20 protein-coding genes are annotated in these 23,476 nt (G+C 66.2%); 7 read left to right on the plus strand and 13 right to left on the minus strand.

Going from position 1 to position 23,476, the window contains the following annotated elements; genetic code table 11:
• Positions 1–74: 74 nt before the first annotated feature.
• Entirely contained in the window at positions 75–1,433 is a 1,359-nt protein-coding gene (gorA, locus tag ACFZCE_RS16485; RefSeq protein WP_390940844.1) for a glutathione-disulfide reductase, read from the plus strand.
• Here the strand turns inward: gorA and ACFZCE_RS16490 are convergent.
• A complete protein-coding gene (locus ACFZCE_RS16490) occupies positions 1,405–2,070 on the minus strand; it encodes a response regulator (RefSeq protein WP_390940846.1) in 666 nt (221 codons plus the stop codon). The two genes, gorA and ACFZCE_RS16490, sit on opposite strands and share 29 nt — an antisense overlap.
• On the minus strand, positions 2,067–2,354 hold the full coding sequence (locus tag ACFZCE_RS16495) for a LuxR C-terminal-related transcriptional regulator (protein ID WP_390940848.1): 288 nt from the start codon (positions 2,352–2,354) through the stop codon (positions 2,067–2,069). Before ACFZCE_RS16495 ends, ACFZCE_RS16490 begins: the two co-directional genes overlap by 4 nt.
• A 349-nt stretch (positions 2,355–2,703) precedes the next feature.
• On the opposite strand from ACFZCE_RS16495, the gene ahpC reads away from it, so the two are divergent.
• Together ahpC and ahpF are read left to right on the plus strand one after the other, a co-directional pair.
• The gene (gene ahpC, locus ACFZCE_RS16500) at positions 2,704–3,267 is read left to right on the plus strand and encodes an alkyl hydroperoxide reductase subunit C (protein WP_390940850.1); all 564 of its coding nucleotides are present in this window, start codon (positions 2,704–2,706) and stop codon (positions 3,265–3,267) included.
• 116 nt (positions 3,268–3,383) lie between these two features.
• Complete coding sequence (gene ahpF / locus ACFZCE_RS16505) at positions 3,384–4,946, plus strand: alkyl hydroperoxide reductase subunit F (RefSeq protein WP_390940852.1); 1,563 nt, start codon at positions 3,384–3,386, stop codon at positions 4,944–4,946.
• Between the two features lie 290 nt (positions 4,947–5,236).
• Here the strand turns inward: ahpF and acnB are convergent, their stop codons facing one another.
• The gene (gene acnB, locus ACFZCE_RS16510) at positions 5,237–7,837 is read right to left on the minus strand and encodes a bifunctional aconitate hydratase 2/2-methylisocitrate dehydratase (protein WP_390940854.1); all 2,601 of its coding nucleotides are present in this window, start codon (positions 7,835–7,837) and stop codon (positions 5,237–5,239) included.
• A 387-nt stretch (positions 7,838–8,224) separates the two neighbouring features.
• Positions 8,225–9,394: an MFS transporter gene (locus ACFZCE_RS16515; protein WP_390940856.1), complete on the minus strand. Its 1,170-nt coding sequence runs from the start codon at positions 9,392–9,394 to the stop codon at positions 8,225–8,227.
• A gap of 245 nt (positions 9,395–9,639) precedes the next feature.
• Between ACFZCE_RS16515 and ACFZCE_RS16520 the strand changes: the two genes are divergently transcribed.
• Positions 9,640–10,113 (plus strand): DUF1289 domain-containing protein, encoded by a 474-nt coding sequence (locus tag ACFZCE_RS16520; protein ID WP_390940858.1) that lies wholly within the window; start codon positions 9,640–9,642, stop codon positions 10,111–10,113.
• Here ACFZCE_RS16520 and ACFZCE_RS16525 read toward each other — a convergent pair.
• The 7 genes from ACFZCE_RS16525 to ACFZCE_RS16555 all read right to left on the minus strand — a co-directional run bounded on the left by ACFZCE_RS16525 (position 10,110) and on the right by ACFZCE_RS16555 (position 16,644).
• Entirely contained in the window at positions 10,110–10,463 is a 354-nt protein-coding gene (locus tag ACFZCE_RS16525) for a hypothetical protein (RefSeq protein WP_390940860.1), read from the minus strand. The genes ACFZCE_RS16520 and ACFZCE_RS16525 overlap by 4 nt on opposite strands.
• Positions 10,464–10,753: 290 nt before the next feature.
• Positions 10,754–12,064, minus strand: coding sequence for an MFS transporter (locus ACFZCE_RS16530; protein WP_390940862.1), 1,311 nt, complete (start codon positions 12,062–12,064; stop codon positions 10,754–10,756).
• A gap of 27 nt (positions 12,065–12,091) precedes the next feature.
• Entirely contained in the window at positions 12,092–12,724 is a 633-nt protein-coding gene (locus ACFZCE_RS16535) for an isochorismatase family protein (RefSeq protein WP_390940864.1), read from the minus strand.
• A 13-nt stretch (positions 12,725–12,737) separates the two neighbouring features.
• Entirely contained in the window at positions 12,738–13,490 is a 753-nt protein-coding gene (locus tag ACFZCE_RS16540; RefSeq protein WP_390940866.1) for an Asp/Glu racemase, read from the minus strand.
• Between the two features lie 12 nt (positions 13,491–13,502).
• Positions 13,503–14,300 carry an alpha/beta fold hydrolase gene (locus tag ACFZCE_RS16545; RefSeq protein WP_390940868.1) on the minus strand — a complete coding sequence of 266 codons (798 nt, stop codon included), beginning with the start codon at positions 14,298–14,300 and terminating at the stop codon, positions 13,503–13,505.
• A complete protein-coding gene (locus ACFZCE_RS16550; protein WP_390940870.1) occupies positions 14,297–15,445 on the minus strand; it encodes an FAD-dependent monooxygenase in 1,149 nt (382 codons plus the stop codon). The genes ACFZCE_RS16545 and ACFZCE_RS16550 overlap by 4 nt, the downstream gene beginning before the upstream one ends.
• Before the next feature lie 245 nt (positions 15,446–15,690).
• Complete coding sequence (locus tag ACFZCE_RS16555) at positions 15,691–16,644, minus strand: XdhC family protein (RefSeq protein ID WP_390940872.1); 954 nt, start codon at positions 16,642–16,644, stop codon at positions 15,691–15,693.
• 191 nt (positions 16,645–16,835) lie between these two features.
• On the opposite strand from ACFZCE_RS16555, the gene ACFZCE_RS16560 reads away from it, so the two are divergent.
• The 3 genes from ACFZCE_RS16560 to ACFZCE_RS16570 are packed head-to-tail and all read left to right on the plus strand — an operon-like array spanning position 16,836 to position 20,869.
• Complete coding sequence (locus ACFZCE_RS16560; RefSeq protein ID WP_390940874.1) at positions 16,836–17,888, plus strand: 2,5-dihydroxypyridine 5,6-dioxygenase; 1,053 nt, start codon at positions 16,836–16,838, stop codon at positions 17,886–17,888.
• Between the two features lie 38 nt (positions 17,889–17,926).
• Positions 17,927–18,361, plus strand: a complete 435-nt coding sequence (locus ACFZCE_RS16565; protein ID WP_390940876.1) for a MarR family transcriptional regulator — start codon at positions 17,927–17,929, stop codon at positions 18,359–18,361.
• A 24-nt stretch (positions 18,362–18,385) separates the two neighbouring features.
• A complete protein-coding gene (locus tag ACFZCE_RS16570) occupies positions 18,386–20,869 on the plus strand; it encodes an excinuclease ABC subunit A (RefSeq protein ID WP_390940878.1) in 2,484 nt (827 codons plus the stop codon).
• A gap of 532 nt (positions 20,870–21,401) precedes the next feature.
• Here the strand turns inward: ACFZCE_RS16570 and ACFZCE_RS16575 are convergent.
• Together ACFZCE_RS16575 and ACFZCE_RS16580 are read right to left on the minus strand one after the other, a co-directional pair.
• Positions 21,402–22,133 carry a substrate-binding periplasmic protein gene (locus ACFZCE_RS16575; protein ID WP_390940880.1) on the minus strand — a complete coding sequence of 244 codons (732 nt, stop codon included), beginning with the start codon at positions 22,131–22,133 and terminating at the stop codon, positions 21,402–21,404.
• Entirely contained in the window at positions 22,130–23,473 is a 1,344-nt protein-coding gene (locus ACFZCE_RS16580; protein ID WP_390940882.1) for a diguanylate cyclase domain-containing protein, read from the minus strand. The genes ACFZCE_RS16575 and ACFZCE_RS16580 overlap by 4 nt, the downstream gene beginning before the upstream one ends.
• Between the last annotated feature and the right edge of the window lie 3 nt (positions 23,474–23,476).

Genomic DNA, 23,476 nt, shown 5'->3' on the forward strand with positions numbered 1-23,476 from the left:
CCCAGGCTGTAACGTGTAGAGAAACGCCGCTATCGTTCAGCGATAGCGGCGTTTTCATGTGTGGAGCAAAAACGATGCAATACGATTTCGACCTGTACGTGATCGGCGCCGGTTCCGGCGGTGTGCGCGCGGCGCGTTTCGCTGCGGGCTTCGGTGCCCGCGTGGCCGTGGCTGAAAGCCGCTACCTCGGCGGCACCTGCGTGAACGTCGGCTGCGTGCCGAAAAAACTGCTGGTGTACGGCGCCCACTACCGCGAAGACTTCGCCCACGCCGCCGCCTATGGTTGGGGGCTGGAGGCGCCACGTTTCGATTGGGCCACCCTGATCGCCAACAAGAACGCCGAAATCGAACGGCTCAACGGCATCTACCGCAAGCTGCTGGTCAATGCCGGGGTGGCCCTGCACGAAGGCCATGCGCGCATCCTCGGCCCGCACCAGGTCGAAGTCGCCGGGCAACGCTACAGTTGCGAGCGGATCCTCATCGCCACCGGCGGCTGGCCGCAAATCCCCGACATCCCTGGCAAGGAACACGCGATCAGCTCGAACGAAGCGTTCTTCCTCGAGCACCTGCCCGAGCGGGTGATCGTGGTCGGCGGTGGCTACATCGCCGTGGAGTTCGCCGGTATCTTCCACGGGCTGGGCGCGCGTACTTCCCTGGTGTACCGCCGCGACTTGTTCCTGCGTGGCTTCGACGGCAGCGTGCGCACCCACCTGCGCGATGAGTTGAACAAAAAGGGCGTGGCGCTGAAGTTCAACAGCGACATCACCCGCATCGACAAACACAGCGACGGCTCGCTGCTTGTAACCTTCGCCGACGGCAGCAGCGAGTTCACCGACTGCGTGTTCTACGCCACCGGCCGGCGCCCGTACCTCGACAACCTGGGCCTGGAGAACACTGCCGTGGCCCTCGACGAGCGCGGCTTCGTCGAGGTCGATGAGCACTATCAAACCGCCGAGCCGTCGATCCTCGCCCTGGGCGATGTGATCGGCCGCGTGCAGCTCACCCCGGTGGCCACCGCCGAAGGCATGGCCGTGGCGCGGCGGCTGTTCAAGCCGGAGGAGTTCCGCCCGGTGGACTACGCGCACATTCCCACCGCGGTGTTCAGCCAGCCGGCGATCGGCACCGTGGGCCTGACCGAGGAGCAGGCGCGTGAACAGGGCTATGCGATCAACGTGTTCGAAACCACCTTCCGGCCGATGAAGCTGACCCTCACCGACGACCCGGAGCGCATCCTGATGAAGCTGGTGGTCGACCGCGCCAGCGACCGCGTGCTTGGCTGCCACATGGTTGGCCCAGAGGCCGGCGAGTTGATCCAGGGCATGGCCGTGGCACTGAAGGCCGGCGCGACCAAGCAGGTGTTCGACGCCACTATTGGCGTGCACCCTACCGCAGCCGAAGAGTTCGTTACCCTGCGCAGCGTGACCCGCCAGTAGCCTCTGGCCCGTGGTAGATCAGCGCCTCGGCGCGCAGCCCGAGCTTGTCGAAGGCGTTGCGCCGTTGCACGGCGATGGCCTTGGCGCTGCGCCCCAGCCGCGCGGCCATTTGCGGGATGGTCAAGCCGGCGCGGGCCAGGGCCATCACCTCGGTTTCGCGCTCGCTGAGCACGCAGCGGCCTTCGTTGGGCCAATGGCTGGGAGCCAGGTAGCGCTCAGCCAGTATCGCCTGGCTATGGCGGCACACGTAGCGCCTGCCATTGGCCACCTGCAGCGTGGCCTTGAGCAATTCGGCCAGCGGCGCGCGCTTGTTGACCAACCCGGCCGCACCGCTGGCGAGAATGCCGCCCAGCGCGCACGCCTCGCTCAAGGCCGTTAGCACCAGTACTGGCAGGCGGGCAAACGCTTGGCGCAGTTGTGCCAGCAACGCCAGGCCATCGGCCTGGCTGCCCCCCGGCAGGTAGTAATCGCAGATCAGCAGGTCGGCGCCGCCACCGTGCAGCGCCTCGAGCAGTGCATCGGTGCTGGCCACGCTGGCGTGCACCTGCAGGCGCCCGCGGCTGTGCGCCTGCAGCCAGTGGGCGAGGCCGGCGCGGGTGAGCGGGTGGTCGTCGGCGAGGAGGATGCGCAGGGTCATGCGCGCAAGCCTTTGGCCGGGGCCAGGTGCTGCGGCACCTCGATCGGCACCAGGCCGCGGGCCGCGCTGATCGCGGCGATGTAAGTGGTGGAGGTGATGCCGAACTTGGCGTGCAGGTTGTTCATGTGGAAGTTCACCGTGGAGGTGGCGCAGCGCAACAGCAGGGCCATTTCGCTGGCGGTTTTACCGTGGCAACACCAGAACAACACCTGGCGCTCGCGCTCGGTCAGGGTTTCGAACACCGGCACCACCGGGGCTGCTGGCAAGGGCAGGGGGTAACCCATGAAGAGGCTCCTTCTCTTGATGTTTACCCTGTTGTAGCGCTGCATTCGGCCCGGGGCACCTGTCCTTTATGACAGGGGGGCAGCTTACGCGGCGCTGGCTGGCGGTTATGTAGGAAAACACGCCTGAAAAGGTAGGAAAAATCAACAGCTAACGGCCCCTGTTACGGCAGCCGCGGCCTTGAAAATGTTCGCGTGTGCCTCCATTTAGAGCGGCATTGGGGAGGGCGCTCATAGGCAAAACCAATGGGCTGCATATGCATTGCCAATCACACGGCCTGCAATGTTTCGTTAGCATACTCACCATCAGCTTCAGACAGTTACCACCTCAAGCAACCAAGGAGCCTTATCGATGCCTCTGATCAACAGCCAAGTCAAGCCGTTCAAAGCCACCGCTTACCATGGCGGCAAGTTCGTCGACGTGACCGAAGCAGACCTGAAGGGCAAATGGTCCGTGGTGTTCTTCTACCCGGCCGACTTCACCTTCGTATGCCCGACCGAGCTGGGTGACCTGGCCGACCGCTACGAAGAGTTCCAAGCCCTGGGCGTTGAGATCTACGGCGTGTCTACCGACACCCACTTCACCCACAAAGCCTGGCACGACACCTCCGACACCATCAGCAAAATCAAGTACCCGCTGATCGGTGACCCGTCCCAGGTGATCTCGCGCAACTTCGACGTGCTGATCGAAGGAGCCGGCCTGGCTGACCGCGGTACCTTCGTGATCAACCCTGAAGGCCAGATCAAGATCGTCGAAATCAACGACGGTGGCGTAGGCCGTGACGCTTCCGAGCTGCTGCGCAAAGTCAAGGCTGCCCAGTACGTGGCTGCCCACCCAGGCGAAGTGTGCCCGGCCAAGTGGAAAGAAGGCGACGCCACCCTGGCGCCATCGCTGGACCTGGTCGGCAAAATCTGACCATGCCGTACCTGGCGGTGGCTGACCGCGACTAGCTTCAACACCGCCCACCTGAACGCCCGGGCGCCTGCGCCTGGGCGTTCTTGTTTCTGAACCATTGATAGGGAACCTTCGTCATGCTCGACGCCAATCTTAAAGCCCAGTTGAAAACCTACCTGGAGCGGGTCACCCAGCCGATCGAGATCGTCGCCAGCCTCGACGACGGTGCCAAATCCCAGGAAATGCTCGGCCTGCTGCGCGACATCCAGGGCCTGTCTTCGCTGATCACTTTGCGCGATGACGGTACCGACGCCCGCAAGCCGTCGTTCTCGCTGAACCGCGCTGGCGCGGACATCAGCCTGCGTTTTGCCGGCCTGCCCATGGGCCATGAATTCACCTCGCTGGTGCTGGCGCTGCTGCAAGTGGGCGGCCACCCGTCCAAGGCCAGCCAGGAGGTACTCGAGCAAGTAGCGGCCCTGGAGGGCAGCTTCAGTTTCGAAACCTATTTCTCGCTGTCGTGCCAGAACTGCCCGGACGTGGTCCAGGCGCTGAACCTGATGGCGGTGCTCAACCCTAACGTGAAGCACGTGGCCATCGACGGCGCGCTGTTCCAGGCCGAAGTCGACGCCCGCCAGGTGATGGCGGTGCCCAGCGTGTACCTCAATGGCGAACCGTTCGGCCAAGGCCGCATGGGCCTGGAAGAAATCCTCGCCAAGCTCGACACCGGCGCCAGCGCGCGCCAGGCCGACAAGCTCAACGCCAAGGCACCGTTCGACGTGCTGGTGATCGGCGGCGGCCCGGCCGGCGCGGCGGCGGCTATCTATGCCGCGCGCAAAGGCATCCGTACCGGGGTTGCGGCCGAGCGTTTCGGCGGCCAGGTGCTCGACACCATGGCCATTGAGAACTTCATCTCGGTGAAAGAAACCGAAGGCCCGAAACTGGCCATGGCGCTGGAAGAGCACGTCAAGCAGTACGACGTTGACATCATGAACCTGCAGCGCGCCGAGCAGGTGATCCCCGGCCTGCACGGCGAGCCCCACGAAGTGCGCTTCGCCGGCGGTGCGTCGCTCAAGGCCAAGGCGCTGATCATCGCCACCGGCGCGCGCTGGCGCGAAATGAACGTGCCCGGCGAGCAGCAATACCGCAACCGCGGCGTGGCCTACTGCCCGCACTGCGACGGCCCGCTGTTCAAGGGCAAGCGTGTGGCGGTGATCGGCGGCGGTAACTCGGGCGTGGAAGCGGCCATCGACCTGGCCGGTATCGTCAGCCACGTGACCCTGCTGGAGTTCGACAGCCAACTGCGCGCCGACGCGGTGCTGCAGCGCAAGCTGCACAGCCTGCCGAACGTGACCGTGTTGACCGAAGCGCTGACCACTGAGGTGACCGGCGACGGCCAGAAGGTCAACGGCCTGAGCTACAAGGAACGCCAGACCGGCGAGCTCAAGCATGTCGAGCTGGAAGGCATCTTCGTGCAGATCGGCCTGCTGCCCAACAGCGACTGGCTCAAAGGTGCGATCGAGCTGTCGCCGCGCGGCGAAGTCATGGTCGATGCCCGCGGTGAAACCGACCTGCCGGGGATTTTCGCCGCGGGCGACGTGACCACCGCGCCGTACAAGCAGATCATCATCGCCATGGGCGAGGGCGCCAAGGCGTCGTTGGCGGCCTTCGACCACCTGATCCGCAGCTCGGCGCCGGCTTGATCCGACAACGGCCATGGCCAAAGGCTTACAACAGGTTGCAGCGATCTCCACTGTTGCAGGCCTGAGCCAGGCCGTAATCTATACCCATCCCACGGCGCTACGGATTGGCGCTGACGGTAAAGGATGATCGACCCGGGCCTGGGAGGGCCGCCGACAGGATGTTGGAGGGTGAGGAACAAGAACCCGCTTCGGCGGGTTTTTTTGTGCCCGGCGTTTAGGGCCCGGCGACCGGCAACACCCCCAACAAAAAACCCGCCGAAGCGGGTTTTTTGCGTTACCAGTGCTGAAGCTTAGGCTTCGACCACCGGGATCTTGGCGTTGGCTGCCGCTTCGCGGAAGCTGGCCATCTGGTCGAACGAGAGGTAGCGGTAAACGTCGGCAGCCATGCTGTCGATGTTCTTGGCGTACTCCATGTACTCGGCCACGGTCGGCAGCTTGCCGGTGATCGAGGCCACCGCGGCCAGCTCGGCCGAGGCCAGGTACACGTTGGCACCGTCGCCCAGGCGGTTGGGGAAGTTACGGGTGGAGGTCGACACCACGGTGGCGTTCGACGCCACGCGCGCCTGGTTACCCATGCACAGCGAGCAGCCTGGCATTTCCATCCGCGCGCCAGCCTTGCCGTAGATGCCGTAGTAGCCTTCTTCGGTCAGCTGGTGTTGGTCCATCTTGGTCGGCGGCGACAGCCACAGGCGGGTCGGAATCGCACCCTTGACCTTGTCGAGCAGCTTGCCGGCAGCGCGGAAGTGGCCGATGTTGGTCATGCACGAACCGATGAACACTTCGTCGATTTTCTCGCCGGCCACGGTCGACAGCAGGCGCGCGTCGTCCGGGTCGTTCGGGGCGCACAGTACCGGCTCGGTGACGGTGGCCAGGTCGATTTCGATGACTTCGGTGTATTCGGCGTCGGCGTCGGCGCTGAGCAGTTGCGGGTTGGCAATCCACTCTTCCATGGCCTTGGCGCGGCGCTCGAGGGTGCGCGCGTCACCGTAGCCTTCGCTGATCATCCAGCGCAGCAGGGTGATGTTCGACTGCAGGTACTCGGCGATGGCTTTTTCCGGCAGCTTGATGGTGCAACCGGCGGCCGAACGTTCGGCAGAGGCGTCGGATAGCTCGAACGCCTGCTCTACGGTCAGCTCGTCGAGGCCTTCGATCTCGAGGATGCGGCCGGAGAAGATGTTCTTCTTGCCCTTCTTCTCGACGGTCAGCAGGCCCTTCTGGATGGCGAAGTACGGGATCGCGTGAACCAGGTCACGCAGGGTGATGCCCGGTTGCAGCTTGCCTTTGAAACGCACCAGGATCGACTCGGGCATGTCTAGCGGCATCACCCCGGTGGCGGCGGCGAAGGCCACCAGGCCGGAGCCGGCGGGGAACGAGATGCCGATCGGGAAGCGGGTGTGCGAGTCGCCACCGGTGCCGACGGTGTCGGGCAGCAGCATGCGGTTCAGCCAGCTGTGGATGATGCCGTCACCCGGGCGCAGCGACACGCCGCCACGGGTGCGGATGAAGTCGGGCAGGGTGTGGTGGGTGGTCACGTCGATCGGCTTGGGGTACGCCGCGGTGTGGCAGAACGACTGCATCACCAGGTCGGCGGAGAAGCCCAGGCAGGCGAGGTCTTTGAGCTCGTCGCGGGTCATCGGGCCGGTGGTGTCTTGCGAGCCGACGGTGGTCATCTTCGGCTCGCAGTAGGTGCCCGGGCGTACGCCGGTCACGCCGCAGGCCTTGCCGACCATCTTCTGCGCCAGGGTGTAGCCCTTGCCGGTGTCTTTCGGTTGGTCAGGCTTGTTGAACAGGTCCGAATGGCCCAGGCCCAGCTCGGTGCGGGCTTTTTCGGTCAGGCCACGGCCAACGATCAACGGAATACGGCCGCCTGCGCGGACTTCGTCGAGCAGCACGGGGGTTTTCAGTTCGAAGGTGGTGATCACCTCGTCGGTGCCGTGCTTGCACACCTTGCCGGCGTGCGGGTACACGTCGATCACGTCACCCATCTCGATGTTCGAGACGTCGAATTCGATCGGCAGGGCGCCGGCGTCTTCCATGGTGTTGTAGAAGATCGGGGCGATCTTGGTGCCGAAGCAGAAGCCACCGGCGCGCTTGTTCGGCACGTAGGGGATGTCGTCACCGAAGAACCACAGCACCGAGTTGGTCGCCGATTTACGCGACGAACCGGTACCGACCACGTCGCCGACGTAGGCGACCGGGAAGCCCTTGGCTTTCATTTCTTCGATTTGCTTGAGCGGGCCGATGGCGCCTTGCTGCTCCGGCACGATGCCGTCACGGGCCATTTTCAGCATGGCCAGGGCGTGCAGCGGGATGTCCGGGCGCGACCAGGCGTCTGGGGCCGGGGACAGGTCGTCGGTGTTGGTCTCACCGGTGACCTTGAACACGGTCAGGCTGTATTTGTCGGCGATCGCCGGGCGCTTGGTGTACCACTCGCCGTCGGCCCAGGATTGCAGCACGGCCTGGGCATTGGCGTTGCCGGCCTTGGCTTTTTCAGCCACGTCGTGGAAGGCGTCGAACATCAGCAGGGTGTGCTTGAGTTGTTCGGCGGCCACAGGGGCGAGTTCGGCGTCGTCGAGCAGGTCGACCAGGGTGGCGATGTTGTAGCCGCCCTGCATGGTGCCCAGCAGCTCGGTGGCGCGCTTGCGGTCGAGCAGCGGCGAGGTGGCTTCGCCCTTGGCCAGGGCGGAGAGGAAGCCGGCCTTGACGTAGGCGGCCTCGTCGACCCCTGGGGGTACGCGGTTGGTGATCAGGTCAAGCAGGAAGGCTTCTTCGCCGGCGGGCGGGTTCTTCAGCAACTCGACCAGGCCTGCGGTTTGTTCGGCGTTCAACGGCTGGGGAACGATCCCCTGCGCGGCCCGCTCTTCGACGTGTTTGCGGTAGGCTTCAAGCACAGTAATACCCTCATCAGTGGTCCCGGCTAGGGACGCTCATCCAGTGAAATACCGCTTCCTGCGCACTGGGCTGGCGCGATAGCGCGAACCCTCGGCTTTTTGAGCCGCTTGGCCAGGTGCAGGCACTCCATACAGAAGCTGCTTTCAAAGTTTTACGCCGCGAAACGGTAGCTGATGAGGGCTGGCACGCGGGGAGGGCCCGGGTGCCATTACCGTTCCGGCGGACGACTGTGCTCGTGACGCTTTGAAAACAGCTTCCAACGGATATGGTTGCCTAAAGGTGCGGCGCTATGCCGCACGCTTGGGGCGCTAAGATTCTACGTTACTTTTGCGAGAAAGGTAAGTTAGGCCCTGCACAGCACCGGGGTAGTGGGGTTAGACATACGGCTAAGGCGCGGCTTGGGGCAGCCCTGAACCCCGGCGCATGGCCAGCGCCAGCCCGGCACCGGCCAGCACCACCAGCCACGCCACCAGCCATTGATCGCCCAGCCCCAACAGCGCGCTGGCGATAAGGCTGAGCACCCCGCCGCCCATGAACGTCAGCATGCCCAGCCACCCGGCCGCCGCGCCTGGCCGGCCGGGCCAGGCATCCATCGCCAAGCAGTTGGCGGCGGGGCGGGCGATGCATACGCCGCACGTGGCGATGACCGCCACCAGCAACGCGACCCAGGCCTGCAGGCCGGTATAAAGGTACAGGCCCAGCATCAGCACGCCTGCGGCCATGATCAGGCTGAAGCCCGCGCGGATTTGTTGCTGGGTATCCAGCGCCTTGGCAACCCTCAGCGCTACCAGCCCGCCCAGCAGGTAAAAGCCGCCGTACACCAGCATCACTCCGGCATAGGCCCACAGGCTCAGGCCCCGGCGTTCGATGAAGAGCAGAGGCGAGACGACGATGAACAGAAAGTGCACACTGAAGGCGAGGCTGGCGGCCAATGCGCCATGGGCAAAGCGGCTGGTGGCGAGGGCGCCGGTGTGCGCCAGGGCGGGTTGCTGCTGGCCTGCGGCGGGCAGGCACAGCGGCACGGCCAGCGCTACGGCCAGCGCCAGTGCCGCGTAAACCCAAAAGCTCAGCTGCCAGCCGCCCAGCACCTGCAGGCACACCCCCAGCAAGGGCGACATCGACAGGCATATGCCGCCGAGCATCGTCAAGCCGATGCGCACGGTGGCCCGCTGCGCGGCGGGGTAGTGCGCCTGCACCACGGCATGCAACAGGCCAAAACCCGCGCAACCGAGCGCCTGGAGCACGCGCCAGGCATTGAAGGCACCGTAGCTGGTCGCCGTGGCTGCCGCCAGCGCGGCCAGGGCGCTGATCGCCACCGCCAGCGCCATCACCACGCGTAGGCCATAGCGGTCGGCGGCGGCACCCACCAGCAGTTGGCCGAACGCGTAGGCGATGGGGAACAGGGCAATGTTGGCGGTGATGGCTTGCGGTGCGACGCTGAAGTGGCCGGCCATGGCGGAAACGGACGGCAACATCACATCGAGAGGGAATACCGCGAGTAGGCTGACAAGTACCAGAAGTACTAACAGGGGGGCTATTCGAATTGTTTTGAACACTGCGTGACTTATTATTTTAGTGGGTGTATCGAGCGAGGGATGTACCCGTGCGCCCTAAGAGGAAGCGAAGCGGTGAGTGTACAAACAACCGGCGGGTGTGAAGGGAGATTAAATGTAAGCAAAATTTTAGCGGTGAACCCTTGCCCTGAACGTGGGCACCCTAACCCGCACAACCCCAAGGGTGAAACCCACCCCCACATGGGGCTACCATACGCCCTCCGTTCACGCGTCAAAGTGTTGCCCCGATGCCCAACCAGTCGATCAAAACGCCCTGCGTGGGCCTGTGCTCCACCGTTTATGGAGACCTGGTGTGCCGGGGCTGCAAGCGTTTCCACCATGAAGTGGTGAACTGGAATGGCTACGACGAAGAGCAAAAGCGCCTGGTCTGGCTGCGCCTGGAGTGCCTGCTGGTGCAGGTGATGCAGGCCAAGATCCAGGTGTTCGACGCCGCCGTGCTGCGTCAGCAGCTGACCCAGCGGCAGATTCGCTTTGTCGCCCACCAGAGCGAGTACACCTGGGCCTACCAGTTGATCGCCCGTGGCGCGCGGATGATCACCCAGGTGCAGGCCTATGGCTTCACCGTGCTGCCGGAGTTTCGCGACTGGGACCTGCCCGCTTTGCGCGACGCCATCGACCGCGAGTTCTTTTTGCTCTCAGAGGCGCATTACGAGCGCTACATCGCCCCGGCGTTCCTCAAGGACGCCATCCCCCAGGGTTAGGCGCGCACCAGCGTACCGGTGCCGGCGAGGATCACTTCCAGTGTGGCGGCCAGTTCCGCGAGGTCTTCGGCATCGCTGCTATGGGCCACTTCCAGCAGCATGTCGCCGCCGAACAGGTCGGCATCTTCGGCGGCCACCTCAACCACCAGCGCGCTGGCGCTGAGGGTGACCTTTATATCCCGCACGCCGGCCGGTTCGTCTTCGTCGAAGGCGATGTCGATTTCGTCTTCGCCGGGGTAGCGCGACATCAGGAACATCCGGCCGTCGGCGCTCTGGCAGGCGAGCAGGGCCATGTTGTCTTCTTCTTCGTCGCAAGGGTTGCCCATTAGCAGGGCGGCGGTCATGTGCATGGTGCGGTGCTCGGGGTTCAGCCAATCGAGCGGTTATTGTGGCAGAGCGGGGGGGGGTGGCTGGGGTATTTCAACTACAGGGCCCTTCGCCCGGCACAGCCGGCCTCCCACCAGATGTGTATTGCCCCGTAAATCAAGGACCACACAGATCTGGTGGGAGGCCGGCTGTGCCGGGCGAAGGGCCAGTCAGGTCATGCGCTCAGTAAAACCACCTGAAGAGATCAGGGCTTTCTACCCACGATCCAGCGCGCTGATGACTCAAGCGAACAGCCTTACGGCACGGTCAGCCTCTATCTATTCACCACCTTGGCCGGCAACCCCACTACCAACAGGCTGCTCAACAGCAAGCACCCGGCAAAGATCCACAACGCGATCTGCGGGCTGTGGAAGTGGTCCATCACCGCGCCCATCAGCGAGTTGCTCACCAGCCCGGCGATGTTCGCCACCGAGCAGGCCAGGGCAAAGCCGGTGGCCGCGGCGGTGCCCTTGAGGAAGGTCGCCGGCAGGCTGAAGAACACCGGCACCGCGCCGATGATGGTCAGCGAGGCCAGCGAGAACAACAGCACGGTGACCGCCACGTTCTGGGTGAAGAACGTGCTGAGGAACATCGACGCCGCGCCGATGATGAACGGCACGATGATGTGCCAGCGGCGTTCACGGTGCTTGTCGGAGCTGGCGCCGATGGCGAGCATGCCGACCAGCCCGGCCAGGCTCGGGATCGCCACCAGCAGGCCGATTTGCTGCGGGTCGGCCACGCCGGCGTTGCGGATGAAGGTCGGCAGCCAGAAACCCATGGCGTAGGCGCTGAGCAAAATCGAAAAATCGATGCCGCCGAGCATCCACACCTTGATGTCGAAGAACCCATCGCGGAACGAATGCCCGCCGGGGTTCTGCGCCTCGTCTTTATCCAGAATGCCCTGCAGGCGCTGTTTTTCCTCGCTGTTCAGCCAGGGCGCCTGGGCGATGCCGTTGGGCAGCACGGTAAAGCACAGCACGCCGAGCACCACCGTGGGCACCGCTTCGAGCAGGAACAGCCATTGCCAGCCGGCCAGGCCCGAGGTGCCGTTGAAATGGCCCATGATCCACCCGGAAAGCGGGCTGCCGACCAGGCTCGACAGCGGCAGGCCGATCATGAACAGGGCGATGATGCGGCTGCGCCGCCACGACGGGAACCACTTCGACAGGTAGTACAGCACCCCCGGCAAAAAGCCGGCTTCGGCGGCGCCGAGCAAAAAGCGCAGGGTGTAGAACTGCCACTCGCTGGTGACGAACATGGTCAGGCCCGAGAGCAGCCCCCAGCTGATCATGATGCGGGCGATCCAGATGCGCGCGCCGACCTTCTCCAGCACCAGGTTGCTCGGCACTTCGAAGAGGATGTAACCGACGAAGAACAGCCCGGCGCCGAGGCCGTAGGCGGTTTCCGAAAGGTGCAGTTGGTCGAGCATCTGCAGCTTGGCAAAGCCCACGTTGATGCGGTCGAGGTACGACGCCAGGTAGCAAAAGCACAGGAACGGAATCAGCCGCCAGATCACCTTGCGGTAGGCGGCGTTCGCCGAGTCGTCGGCCGGCAGCGCGGTGGCGTGCGCGGGGATTGAAGCCATGGTCATTCTCCAATAAATGCGCGTTTATCAGCGGGCCTGGCCGGCGAGCCAGGCGATGGCCTCGGCCTTGCTCACCACGTCGCCGTACTTGCTGTCGATGTCGAACAGGTTGGCCTCGTGGGGCGCTTGGTGGCGGTCGCCCACGCACTCGCGCACCACGATACAGCGAAACCCGTGCTGCACGGCGTCTACCGCGGTGGCGCGCACGCAGCCGCTGGTCGAGCAGCCGCTGAGGATCAGGGTGTCGACCCCCAGGCTGGTGAGCATCGGCGCCAGGCTGGTGCCGAAAAACGCACTGGCGTACTGCTTGCTGATCACCACTTCGCCGGGCTGCGGCGCCACCGGCTCGCAGAAGGCCGCCAGCGGGTTGCCCTCGACCATGTCTTTCATCACCGGGGCTTTTTTCACCCACATGCCGCCGTCGGCGAAATGCCCGGGGTGGTAGCGGATGTTGGTGTGGATCACCGGCACCCCGGCGCCGCGGGCGGCGGCCAGCAGGGCCGGGGCCTCGGCCACCGCGCTGACCACCCCCGGCGCGTACAGCGGCGCGCCGGGCTGGGTGTAGCCCTGCATGAAGTCGATCACCAGCAGGGCGCCGCGCTGGCCGAAACCGATGCGGTTGCCCCATACCCCTTCGTAGTTGCTTTGAGCGTCGCTCATGGCCAAACCCTCTTCAGTAAGCACCCGACAACAGCGCGCCGGCACCCGGCACGATGGGCTCAAGGTTCAGCGCCTTGAGCATGGCGTAGGTGGTCGCGATGGCGGCGGTGAGCACCGGCTTGCCGGTTTGCGCTTCGACCTTGGCCACCGCGCCAAGCGACGGCATCTGCACGCAGGCCGAGAGCACGATGGCATCGACGCCGTCGAGCTCAAGCCCGGCGACGATGCCCGGCAGGTTGGCTGGGTCATGCTGGGCCACGGCGAGGTTGTCGGCGATCTCCAGCGCGTGCCAGACCTTCACCTCGATGCCTTCGTGTTCGATGTAGTCGACCACCAGCTCGGTGAGCGGCTTCATGTACGGTGCCACCAGGGCGATGCGCCGGGCGCCGAGCACCTTGAGGCCGTCGACCAGGGCGCCGGCGCTGGTGATCACTGGCGCCGGGCCAGCGTTTTCATGGGTGACCTGGGTCAGCCGCGCCTGGGATTCACGGTGGTAGCCACGGCCCATGGCCATGATCGCCACCAGGCAGGCGTAGCCGAGAACGTCTACGCGGGCGTCGGACAACTCCGCCGCGCAGCGGTCGGATTCGCCGTCCATGGCGGCGAGTTCTTCTTTTTTCACGTGCTTCATGCGCATCCGCGCGCTGTGGAAGGTAAAGCGCTCGGGGCGGATCAACTGGCGCGCGGTGAGCATCGCCGGGATTTCGGTTTCCATCGTGGTGTTGGAGCTGGGCACGATCTGGCCGATACGGTAAAGAGGGTTCATGCGGCACTCCATTCAGTCGAGAAAACCGCCCAGGGCGGTGAAAAAACCATCGAAATCGTCCCAGGGGATCATGTGCCCGGCGCCTTCGACCCGGCGGATTTCAATGCCGGGCTTGAGCGCGGCGATCTCCGCCTCGTCGGCCGCTTCGATCACCCCGCCCTTGCCGGCGACCATCAACAGCGCGGGCTGTGGTGCGTGGGGGAAGTCCTGGTGGATGTCCACGGCATGGAAGTCGTCGTAGGCGCGGCGGATCGCCGGGGCGTAGCAGGTGTGCAGCCATTCGGCGCGCAGTTGGCGCTGGGCGTCGGTCCAGGTCGGGCAGTAGGCGCGCATGGCCTCGGCATCCATACCTTCGAGGGCTTCGGCGATCGAGTCCATGTACCACGGCAGCTTGCCTGGGTACTCGCGGCGGCCCGGGCCGGAGACGGGCGGGTCAACCAGCACCAGTTTGCCGATCGGCGCCTCGGGGTGGCGGCTGGCGGCGCGCAGGGCAAAGCGCGCGCCCATCGAGTGGCCGAGCAGGTGGTAGTGGGCCAGCCCCAGCGCCGCGGCGAAGGCCGGGATGTCGTCGGCGCAGGCGTCGGTGCCGTAGTCCAGTTCAGGGCCGCTGCTCGACAAGCCGCGGCCGCGGGCGTCGAGCACGTATACGTCGTAACGCTCGCCCAGGCGTTCGGCAACGAAGCCCCAGGTGATCGCCGGGCTGGTGATGCCGGGGATCAGCAACAGCACCGGGCCCTGGCCGCCGTAGCGCAGGTAATGCTGGCGAATGCCGTTGGCCTGGACTTGGCCGCCATAGAGGTAAGTGCTCATGCCGCGCTCTCCGTTTTCAGCTCGTGGCCGTAGAGGTCATAGCCAAACACCCAGGCCGGGTCTTCCTGGGTGCGCAGCCAGGTGTTGGCGTTCGACACCGCCTGCACCCGCGAGGCGCGCTCGCGCCGGTTGGCTTCGTACAGGCTGAAGGCCGTGGCGTAGTCGCCCAGGCCGGTTTCGCCCAGGCAGCGGGCGAGCATGGCGCCGTCTTCGATGGCCATCGCCGCGCCCTGGGCCATGTGCGGCTTCATCGGGTGGCAGGCGTCGCCGAGCAGCACCATGCGCCCGCGGCTCCACAGCGGCAGTGGCTTGCGGTTGAGCAGCGGCCACTTGGTGATCGACTGCGCACTGGCGATCAGCGCCTGCACGCTCGGGTGGTAGCCCTTGAAGGCGTCGTACATCTCGGCCTGGCTGCTGTCGATGAAGCTGGCGTTGCCACCTTCCCACTCCGCCTGTGGCACGCCGCTGACGAAGTAGTATTCCTCACGGCTGCCGGTGGTGTAGTAGACCATCAGGTGGCGGTCTTCAGACCACCACTTCACGCAGCTCTCGAAGTCGAAATCGAACGCCTTGAGGGCCTCGCCCGGGATCAGCGCGCGGTGGCCGACCCAGCCGTTGTAGGTGGGCGCTTCGAAGCCCAGCAGGTGCTCGCGCACGTAGGAGTTGATGCCGTCGGCGCCGACGATGATGTCGGCGCTGGCGGTGCTGCCATCGGTAAAGGCCAGGCGCACCTCGTCGCCGGTGTCTTCCAGGCCCGCCAACTGCTTGCCGAAGTGCACCGAGCCGGGTAGCAGGGCGTCGATCTGCAGCGCGTGAAGGTCGCCGCGGTGCACGGTGATGTAGGCGGCGCCGTATTCCTTGCGGGCGTGGGCGCCGAGGGCGATGCGCGACAGGTAGCTGCCGTCCTGGGCGCGGCTGAACCAGTAATCCGGGTGCGAGCCCATGGCTTCGAGCGGTTGCTCGATGCCGATCTTGCGGAACACCTTCATCGCGTTGGGGCCCATGTGAATGCCGGCGCCCAGGCGCGAGAACGCCGGGGCCTGTTCGTACACATCGACGTTGAAGCCGCTTTTTTGCAGCAGGGCGGCGGCGGCGGCGCCGCCCAGGCCAGCGCCGATCACGGCGATTCGAGGTTGCTTGCTCATCGACCAGGTCTCCCGTTGGGTCATGGGGTGGGCGTGATTGCCTTGATAAATAGCGTATGCACTATTTATTCCCGTTTTTGCCGTGGCCCTCGAAAAAGCCCGTTCAAACACTCTGGCGCCATTTTATTCGTTGCGTGAGCGGCGCTGGGGCGATGTTTCTATTTGAAACGAAATAAGTGTACACGCTACTAAACTGCACCCTTTTGGCGCCGCATGCCGCGGCCCTGTGCGAAGCCGGTGCGTATTTACACGTGTTCACGGGCAATCCCGTTGCCCACCCGAACGATGTCGGCCATCACCGCCAGGGCAATTTGCGCCGGGGTTTTGCTGCCCAGGTTCAGCCCGATCGGCGCCTGGATGCGCGCCAGCTCGGCATGGCTCAGCCCGCCGACGCGGCGCAGGCGCTCGAAGCGGTTTTCACTGGTGCGTGCCGAACCCATGGCGCCGATGTAAAACGCCGGGGTGCGCACCGCTTCCATCAGGGTCAGGTCATCCAGGCGGGGGTCATGGGTCAGCGCCACCACCGCGGTTTGCCCGTGGCAGTGGCCGGCGGCAATGTAGCGTGCCGGCAGCTGCGCCACGCACTGCGCGCCGGCCACGGCAAAGCCGTCGAAGGCGCCGTCGCGGGGGTCGCACACCACCACCTCGAAGGCCAGGGCGCGGGCAAACTCGGCGCAGTACAGCGCCACCGGCGACAGCCCGGCGATCAACAGGCGCTGCACCGCGCCCAGGCGGATGTTGACCTGCTCGCCGTCGCGCGCCACCGCGGGCCCCGGGCTGTGGCAGGGCTCCAGCGCCGAGCCCCGCGGCAGCACGCTGCGCAGCACCGGCGCGCCGCCGCCCAGCGCCTCGGCGATGGCCTCCAGTTGCGGCAAATGGCTGGGGTCGAGGCGCTCGACCAGCACCTCGAGGCTGCCGCCGCAGGGCAGTTGCACGCCGCTGGCGAGGCCACCGGCGCCGTAGCGCAGGGTGCTCACCGCTGGCAACTGGCCGGCGGCCAGGCGTTCGAGCAGGTCGTCTTCCACGCACCCACCCGACAACGAGCCGCACGCCGGCAGGCCCGGGCTGAACGCCAGCATCGCGCCGGGGCCGCGTGGCGCCGAGCCATAGGTGGCCAGCACGGTGCACAGCCAGGTGCCGCGGCCGGCCGCCAGCCACTGCCGGGCATGGGCGACCACCTGTTGATCCAAAGGCTGCATGGCGCCTCCGCGTAAAAGTAGGGTACACGCGAAAAAAACCACGCAATGAGCGTGCCGGCCTGGCAATGGCCCGATGGTTGCAGGGTTTTGGCTAGATGCAACGCGGTAACAAACAGCGTACACGTTATATTCATGCACCCATGCCATGCACGCTGCCCTTTGCCGGTGCGTGGCCCAGAAGGAGCCCTGCGATGCCTGTCAGCGATAGCGAACTGACCCAGATGTTCGAGCACGTGTTGACCCTCTCGAAGGTCGACGCCACCCAGAGCGTGGCCATCCTCAAAAGCCACTACTCCAACCCGCGCACGGTGAAGGCGGCGATGGACGCCGCGCAGCGCCTGAAGGCCAAGGTGTATGCCGTCGAGCTGCCGTCGTTCAACGCGCCGATGGCCATGGGCAACGACATGACCGCCTATTGCGGCGACACCGCGCTGACCGGCAACCTCGCCGCGCAGCGGGCGCTGGAGGCGGCAGACATGATCATCGACACCATGATGCTGCTGCATTCCCCCGAGCAGGAGCAGATCCTCAAGACCGGCACGCGCATCCTGTTGGCGGTGGAACCGCCAGAGGTGCTAGCGCGGATGCTCCCCAGCGAGGCCGACAAACACCGCGTGCAAGCCGCCGAGGCGCGCTTCAAGCAGGCCCGCTCGATCCAGGTGCGCTCGGCCGCCGGCAGTGATTTCTCGGCCAGGCTCGGCCAATACCCGGTGGTCACCGAATACGGCTACGTGGACCAACCAGGGCGCTGGGACCACTGGCCCAGCGGCTTTCTGTTCTCTTGGCCGAACGAAGAAAGCGCCGAGGGCGTGCTGGTGCTCGACGTGGGTGACATCCTCCTGCCGTTCAAGAACTACTGCCGCGAACGCGTCACCCTGGAGATCGAAAAGGGCTTTATCACCAAGATCCACGGCGGCTTCGAGGCTGAGTACCTGCGCGACTACATGAAGTACTTCAATGACCCTGAGGTGTACGGTATTTCCCATATCGGCTGGGGCCTGCAGCCGCGCGCGCAATGGACCGCCATGGGCCTGCACGACCGCAACGACGGCATGTGCATGGACGCGCGCGCCTTCGAGGGCAACTTCCTGTTCTCCACCGGGCCCAACACCGAGGTGGGCGGCACCCGCAAAACCCCGTGTCACATGGACATTCCGCTGCGCAATTGCAGCGTGTTCCTCGATGAAGAACCCGTGGTCATCGACGGCAAGGTGGTGGCCCCGCCCGCATCGCTGGCCTCGTGATACCATCGGCGCACAGCGAGGCAAGGAACCCTTCAGGCATGACTTCAGCGCCGTATGATTTCACCGAGCAGGTCGGGCACCTGCTGCGCAAGGCCTACCAGCGCCACATGGCGATCTTCCAGCAGCAGGTGGGCGACGCCCAGCTCACCGCGGTGCAGTTCATCACCCTGTGCGCCGTGCGCGACCGCGGCCCCAGTTCGCTCACCGAACTGGTGGCGGCCACCGCGGTGGACCAGGCGACCATCCGCGGCATCATCGAGCGGCTCAAGGCCCGCGAGCTGATCCAACTGGGCCACGACGCCCAGGACAAGCGCAAGGTCATCGTGCACCTGAGCGACGAAGGCCGCGCGGTGGTGGAACGCACCGTGCCGCTGGCACTCGAAATCACCGAAGCCACCCTGGCCAACCTCAACCCTGGGGAGCGGGTGGCGATCGCCTTCCTGTTGCGCAAAATGCTTGGCGACACCGACTGACCCTCACTCAACGCGCTGGTGCCTATGCCCCCTTCGAATCTCGTCCGCGTGCGCGGCGCCCGTGAACACAACCTGAAAAACGTCGATGTAGACATCCCCCGGGACGCCCTGGTGGCGTTCAGCGGGGTGTCGGGCTCGGGCAAGTCGTCGCTGGCCTTCGGCACCCTGTACGCCGAGGCCCAGCGGCGTTACTTCGAGTCGGTGGCGCCCTATGCGCGGCGCTTGATCGACCAGGTTGGGGTGCCGGATGTCGACAGCATCGACGGCCTGCCGCCGGCGGTGGCGCTGCAACAGCAGCGCGGCACGCCCAGCACCCGCTCGAGCCTGGCCAGCGTCACCGGCCTGGGCAGCCTGGTGCGTATGCTGTATTCACGCGCCGGGCATTTTCCCGCCGGGGCGGCGATGCTCTACGCGGAGGATTTTTCCGCCAACACCCCGCAGGGCGCTTGCCCGCGCTGCCACGGCCTGGGCCGGGTGTACGAGGTCACCGAACGCTCGATGGTGCCCGACCCCAGCCTGACCATTCGCGAGCGCGCGGTGGCGGCCTGGCCCACGGCCTGGCAGGGGCAGAACTACCGCGACATCCTCGTCACCCTCGGCTATGACGTCGACCGGCCCTGGCGCGAGCTGCCGCAGCAGCAGCGCGACTGGATACTGTTCACCGAAGACACCCCCACCGTGCCGGTGTACGCCGGGCTCAGCCCGCGGGATACCCAGCGCGCCCTCAAGCAGAAGCTCGAACCCAGCTACATGGGCACCTTCAGCGGCGCCCGGCGCTACGTACTGCACACCTTCAGCCAGTCGCAAAGCGCGCTGATGAAAAAACGCGTGGCGCAGTACATGGTCGGCAGCCTGTGCCCGGCCTGCCAGGGCAAGCGGCTCAAGCCCGAGGCGCTGGCGGTGACCTTCGGCGGGCTGGACATCGGCGAGTTCCAGCGCCTGCCACTGACCGCCCTGGCCGAATTGCTGCAGGCCGTGGCCGAGGGCCACCCGAGCGAGCCGTTGAGCGTGGAAAAAGCCCTGGCCGCGCGGCACATGGCGGCCAACCTGTGCGAGCGTATTCGCACCCTGACCGGCCTCGGGCTGGGCTACCTGACCCTGGAGCGCGGCACCACCACCTTGTCGGCCGGCGAGCTGCAGCGCTTGCGCCTGGCCACCCAGTTGGCGTCGCAGTTGTTCGGCGTGGTCTATGTGCTCGACGAACCCTCCGCCGGCCTGCACCCGGCCGACAGCGAGGCGCTGTTCGCCGCCCTCGACGGCCTCAAGCAGGCGGGCAACTCGTTGTTCGTGGTCGAACATGACCTGCGCACCCTGCGCCGCGCCGACTGGATCGTCGACGTCGGCCCGGCGGCCGGCGAGCAGGGCGGCCAGGTGCTCTACAGCGGGCCGCTGGCGGGGCTGGCCGAGGTGGCCGAATCGGTCACCGCGCGCTACCTGTTCGGCACCGCGCCCAGCGCCGCCCGCGCGCCGCGCCCGGCCCAGGGCTGGCTGCGCCTGGCCGGGGTGACCCGCAACAACCTGCGCAACCTGGACGCGGCATTCCCGCTCCAGTGCCTGACCGCGGTGACCGGGGTGTCCGGCTCGGGCAAGTCGAGCCTGGTCAGCCAGGCGCTGCTGGAGCTGGTCGGCGAAGCCCTGGGCCGCGCCGCCCCGGCCGAGGAAGACCCGCCGGCGCTGGAAGACCTGCGCTTCGAGGCCACCGAAGGGCGCATCAGCGCCGGGCTGGAGGGCGTGAAGCGCTTGGTGCGGGTCGATCAAAAGCCCATCGGCCGCACCCCGCGTTCGAACCTGGCGACCTACACCGGGTTGTTCGACGCGGTGCGCAAGCTGTTCGCCGCCACCCCCGAGGCGCGCGCGCTGGGCTTCGACGCCGGGCAGTTCTCCTTCAACGTGGCCAAGGGCCGTTGCGCCCAGTGCGAGGGCGAGGGCTTTGTCAGCGTTGAGCTGTTGTTCATGCCCAGTGTGTACGCGCCATGCCCGGCCTGCCACGGCGCGCGCTATGCGCCGGAAACCCTGCAGGTGAACTGGCAGGGGCACAGCATCGCCAGCGTGCTCGGGCTGACGGTCAGCCAGGCGTGTGAGTTGTTCGCCGAGCAACCGGCGGTGCTGCGGCCGCTGGCGGTGCTGCGCGAGCTGGGCCTGGGCTACCTGCGCCTGGGCCAGCCGGCCACCGAACTCTCCGGCGGCGAGGCGCAGCGGATCAAACTCGCCACCGAACTGCAACGCGCCCAGCGCGGCGGCACCCTCTACGTGCTCGACGAACCCACCACCGGCTTGCACCCCAGTGACGTCGAGCGGCTGATGGCGCAATTGCAACGGTTGGTCGACGAAGGCAGCACGGTGGTGCTGGTGGAGCACAACATGGCGGTGGTGGCCCAGGCCGACTGGCTGCTGGACATCGGCCCCGGGGCCGGGGACGCGGGCGGGACGATCGTTTACGCCGGGGTGCCGGCGGGCCTCGCCGAATGCGCGCAAAGCCGCACGCGGGATTATCTGGCCGGGTTGTAGGGCCCTTCGCCCGGCACAGCCGGCCTCCCACGAGTTCTGTGTTGCCTAGTAAATCAAGCACTTACACAAACCTAGTGGGAGGCCGGCTGTGCCGGGCGATGGGCCGGTCAGGCCATGCGCTTAGTAAAACCGCTTGAAGCAATCAGGGCTTTCTACCCTCAATCAATCGCTCAGCGCCCACCCATCATCATCCGCTCCACCGCGCCCTCCGCCTGCAGCCCCTGCAGCGCTTTGCGGGTGCGTTCCACCACCGCGTCGGGGGTATTTCGGCCCCGGGGCCGGGGACGCGGGCGGGACGATCGTTTACGCCGGGGTGCCGGCGGGCCTCGCCGGGTGCGCGCAAAGCCGCACGCGGGATTATCTGGCCGGGTTTTAGGGCCCATCGCCCGGCACAGCCGGCCTCCCACCAGATTTGTGTAAGCCATTGATTTACGAGTCCACACAAAACCCGTGGGAGGCCGGCTGTGCCGGGCGAGAGGCCAGTCAGGCCATGCGCTTAGTAAAACCGCTTGAAGCAATCAGGGCTTTCTACTCAGCGCCCACCCATCATCAACCGCCCCACCGCGCCCTCCGCCTGCAGCCCCTGCAGCGCTTTGCGGGTGCGTTCCACCACCGCGTCGGGGGTGTTCAGGCTGTAGGCGTACCAGGCGTGGGCGGTGATCTCGTCGATGGTGCGCACCGGTGTGAGCGGCGCCTCGCCCGGGCCGAGCAGTTGGCTGAAGCGCTCGGCATCGGATTCGGCCAGCGGGATCAGGTCGACCTGGCCATTGAGCAGCTTGCGCACGCTCTCCTGGGGCGAGGCCGAGACCACCAGCCGGGTGAAGCCCTGGCCGCGCAGGAACACCTCGCGAAAATCATCGCGCACCACGCCCACGGTGTAGCGCTGGGCGTCTTGCCAGCGCCCCAGTTGCACCTGTTGGCGGTCGCTGCGGCGGTACAGCACCGAGTGGATCTGGGCGAATTCTCCCACCCACTTGAAGCGTGCTTCGCGCTCGGCGGTGCGCAGGATCGGGAAAATCAACACGTTCGGCTCGGCCAGCGCCATGTCGTAGGCACGCGCCCAGGGGTACACGCTGATGGCGTAGTCCAGCTTGGCGCGCGCCAGCAGCGCTTGGGTCAGGTAGGTCAGCGGCCCGGCCAGCTCGCCTTGCAGGTAATAGGTGTACGACGACTCCTCGGTCACTGCCTCGACCGCCGCCGCGCGCACCTGGGCGCCAAACAGCAGCGGCGCCGCCAGGCACAGCGCCAGCCAGCGGCGGCTCATGCGTGCACCCGGTCGCGGCCGTCGGCCTTGGCCCGGTACAGCGCTTGGTCGGCGCGCTGCAGCAGGTGGTCGAAGCCGGCCATGGTGTCGGCGTCGAGTTGCGCGGTGCCGATGCTGATGGTCACCCAATCGGCCGCCGACGACGCCCCGTGGGGCATCTGCAGGGCGTTCACCGCCTGGCGCAGGCGTTCGGCGGCCAGCCGCGCCTGGGCGGCGTTGTGCGCCGGCAGGATGATCGCGAACTCCTCACCGCCCAGCCGCGCGCACAGCTCGCCGGTGCGGTTGAACAGGGTTTGCATGGCGCGGGCGATGGTTTTCAGGCACTCATCGCCCTGGCCGTGGCCGTAACGGTCGTTATAAGCCTTGAAGTGGTCGACGTCGCACATCAGCACCGCCAGCGGCTGGTGGCTGCGCAGGGCGCGGCGGAATTCCACTTCCTTGACCTCATCGAAGTGCCGGCGGTTGGCCAGGCCGGTCAGCGGGTCATGCCGAGACAGCGATTCGAGCCGGGCGTTGGCGGCCTTCAGCTCGGCGGTGCGGGCATCCACTTGCCCGGCCAGGTCGTCGCGGCTGCGCTCCAGTGCCTGCTCGGCCTCGTGCTGGCGCGCCAGGTAGGTGCTCATGCTGCTTTGCAGCTGGTTGATGCCGTTCTGCAGCAGGTCGAGTTCGTCGTTGCGGGTGCCGAGGCGGCCCAGCCGCAGCGGCTCGCCGAGGGTTTGCGGGGTCAGTTCGTCGAGGTGGCGGGCGATGTGGCGCACGTGCACGGTCACCAGGCGGTTGAACATCAGCATGATCAACCCGGCCAGCGCCACCGACTGGATCAACTGCGTGGTGATGATGAACGCCAGCTCGCGCCACAGCCGCTGCCAGAGCAGGGTGGGGTCGCCTTCGAGGAACAGCGTGCCGACCGGCTGGTGGGCGTCGGGGTAGGGGTTCACGCTCAGCTCACGCAGCAGCACTGGCGCCGCGCCGAGGGTGGTGAAGCCGTCGCGCTGGCGCACCAGCACCTCGTCGTTGCGCCCCGGCCTCGGGATGCGCAGGATCACCCGGCCCACCGGCGCGGCCTTGGCGACGTTGTCGAGCTGGGCGTTCAGGCTGTCGTTGTCCAGCTCCCAGATGGCCTTGGCCAGTGGGCCCTGGAACACCTGGTCGACGAGGTTCAGCTCGGTGGTCATGTTGGCCAGCCCCGAGTTCCAGGCGAACCAGGTGCGCAGGCCCACGGTGGCCAGGGTGAACAACAGGCAAAAGCACAGCGTGGCCACCACCAGGCGGTGGGCCAGGGGGCGCTCGCGGTCCATCGAAGCGTGGGTGGGGTCGTCCTTGTAGAGAGGGGCGCTCAAGGC

This window comes from Pseudomonas sp. NPDC007930, assembly GCF_042958985.1.
GTDB lineage: Bacteria > Pseudomonadota > Gammaproteobacteria > Pseudomonadales > Pseudomonadaceae > Aquipseudomonas.

Coding starts and splice junctions, on each gene's coding strand:
- gorA (WP_390940844.1), top strand. CDS start 75: ATGCAATACGATTTCGACCTGTACGTGATCGGCGCCGGTTCCGGCGGT.
- ACFZCE_RS16490 (WP_390940846.1), bottom strand. CDS start 2,070: ATGACCCTGCGCATCCTCCTCGCCGACGACCACCCGCTCACCCGCGCC.
- ACFZCE_RS16495 (WP_390940848.1), bottom strand. CDS start 2,354: ATGGGTTACCCCCTGCCCTTGCCAGCAGCCCCGGTGGTGCCGGTGTTC.
- ahpC (WP_390940850.1), top strand. CDS start 2,704: ATGCCTCTGATCAACAGCCAAGTCAAGCCGTTCAAAGCCACCGCTTAC.
- ahpF (WP_390940852.1), top strand. CDS start 3,384: ATGCTCGACGCCAATCTTAAAGCCCAGTTGAAAACCTACCTGGAGCGG.
- ACFZCE_RS16520 (WP_390940858.1), top strand. CDS start 9,640: ATGCCCAACCAGTCGATCAAAACGCCCTGCGTGGGCCTGTGCTCCACC.
- ACFZCE_RS16525 (WP_390940860.1), bottom strand. CDS start 10,463: ATGCACATGACCGCCGCCCTGCTAATGGGCAACCCTTGCGACGAAGAA.
- ACFZCE_RS16530 (WP_390940862.1), bottom strand. CDS start 12,064: ATGGCTTCAATCCCCGCGCACGCCACCGCGCTGCCGGCCGACGACTCG.
- ACFZCE_RS16535 (WP_390940864.1), bottom strand. CDS start 12,724: ATGAGCGACGCTCAAAGCAACTACGAAGGGGTATGGGGCAACCGCATC.
- ACFZCE_RS16540 (WP_390940866.1), bottom strand. CDS start 13,490: ATGAACCCTCTTTACCGTATCGGCCAGATCGTGCCCAGCTCCAACACC.
- ACFZCE_RS16545 (WP_390940868.1), bottom strand. CDS start 14,300: ATGAGCACTTACCTCTATGGCGGCCAAGTCCAGGCCAACGGCATTCGC.
- ACFZCE_RS16550 (WP_390940870.1), bottom strand. CDS start 15,445: ATGAGCAAGCAACCTCGAATCGCCGTGATCGGCGCTGGCCTGGGCGGC.
- ACFZCE_RS16555 (WP_390940872.1), bottom strand. CDS start 16,644: ATGCAGCCTTTGGATCAACAGGTGGTCGCCCATGCCCGGCAGTGGCTG.
- ACFZCE_RS16560 (WP_390940874.1), top strand. CDS start 16,836: ATGCCTGTCAGCGATAGCGAACTGACCCAGATGTTCGAGCACGTGTTG.
- ACFZCE_RS16565 (WP_390940876.1), top strand. CDS start 17,927: ATGACTTCAGCGCCGTATGATTTCACCGAGCAGGTCGGGCACCTGCTG.
- ACFZCE_RS16570 (WP_390940878.1), top strand. CDS start 18,386: ATGCCCCCTTCGAATCTCGTCCGCGTGCGCGGCGCCCGTGAACACAAC.
- ACFZCE_RS16575 (WP_390940880.1), bottom strand. CDS start 22,133: ATGAGCCGCCGCTGGCTGGCGCTGTGCCTGGCGGCGCCGCTGCTGTTT.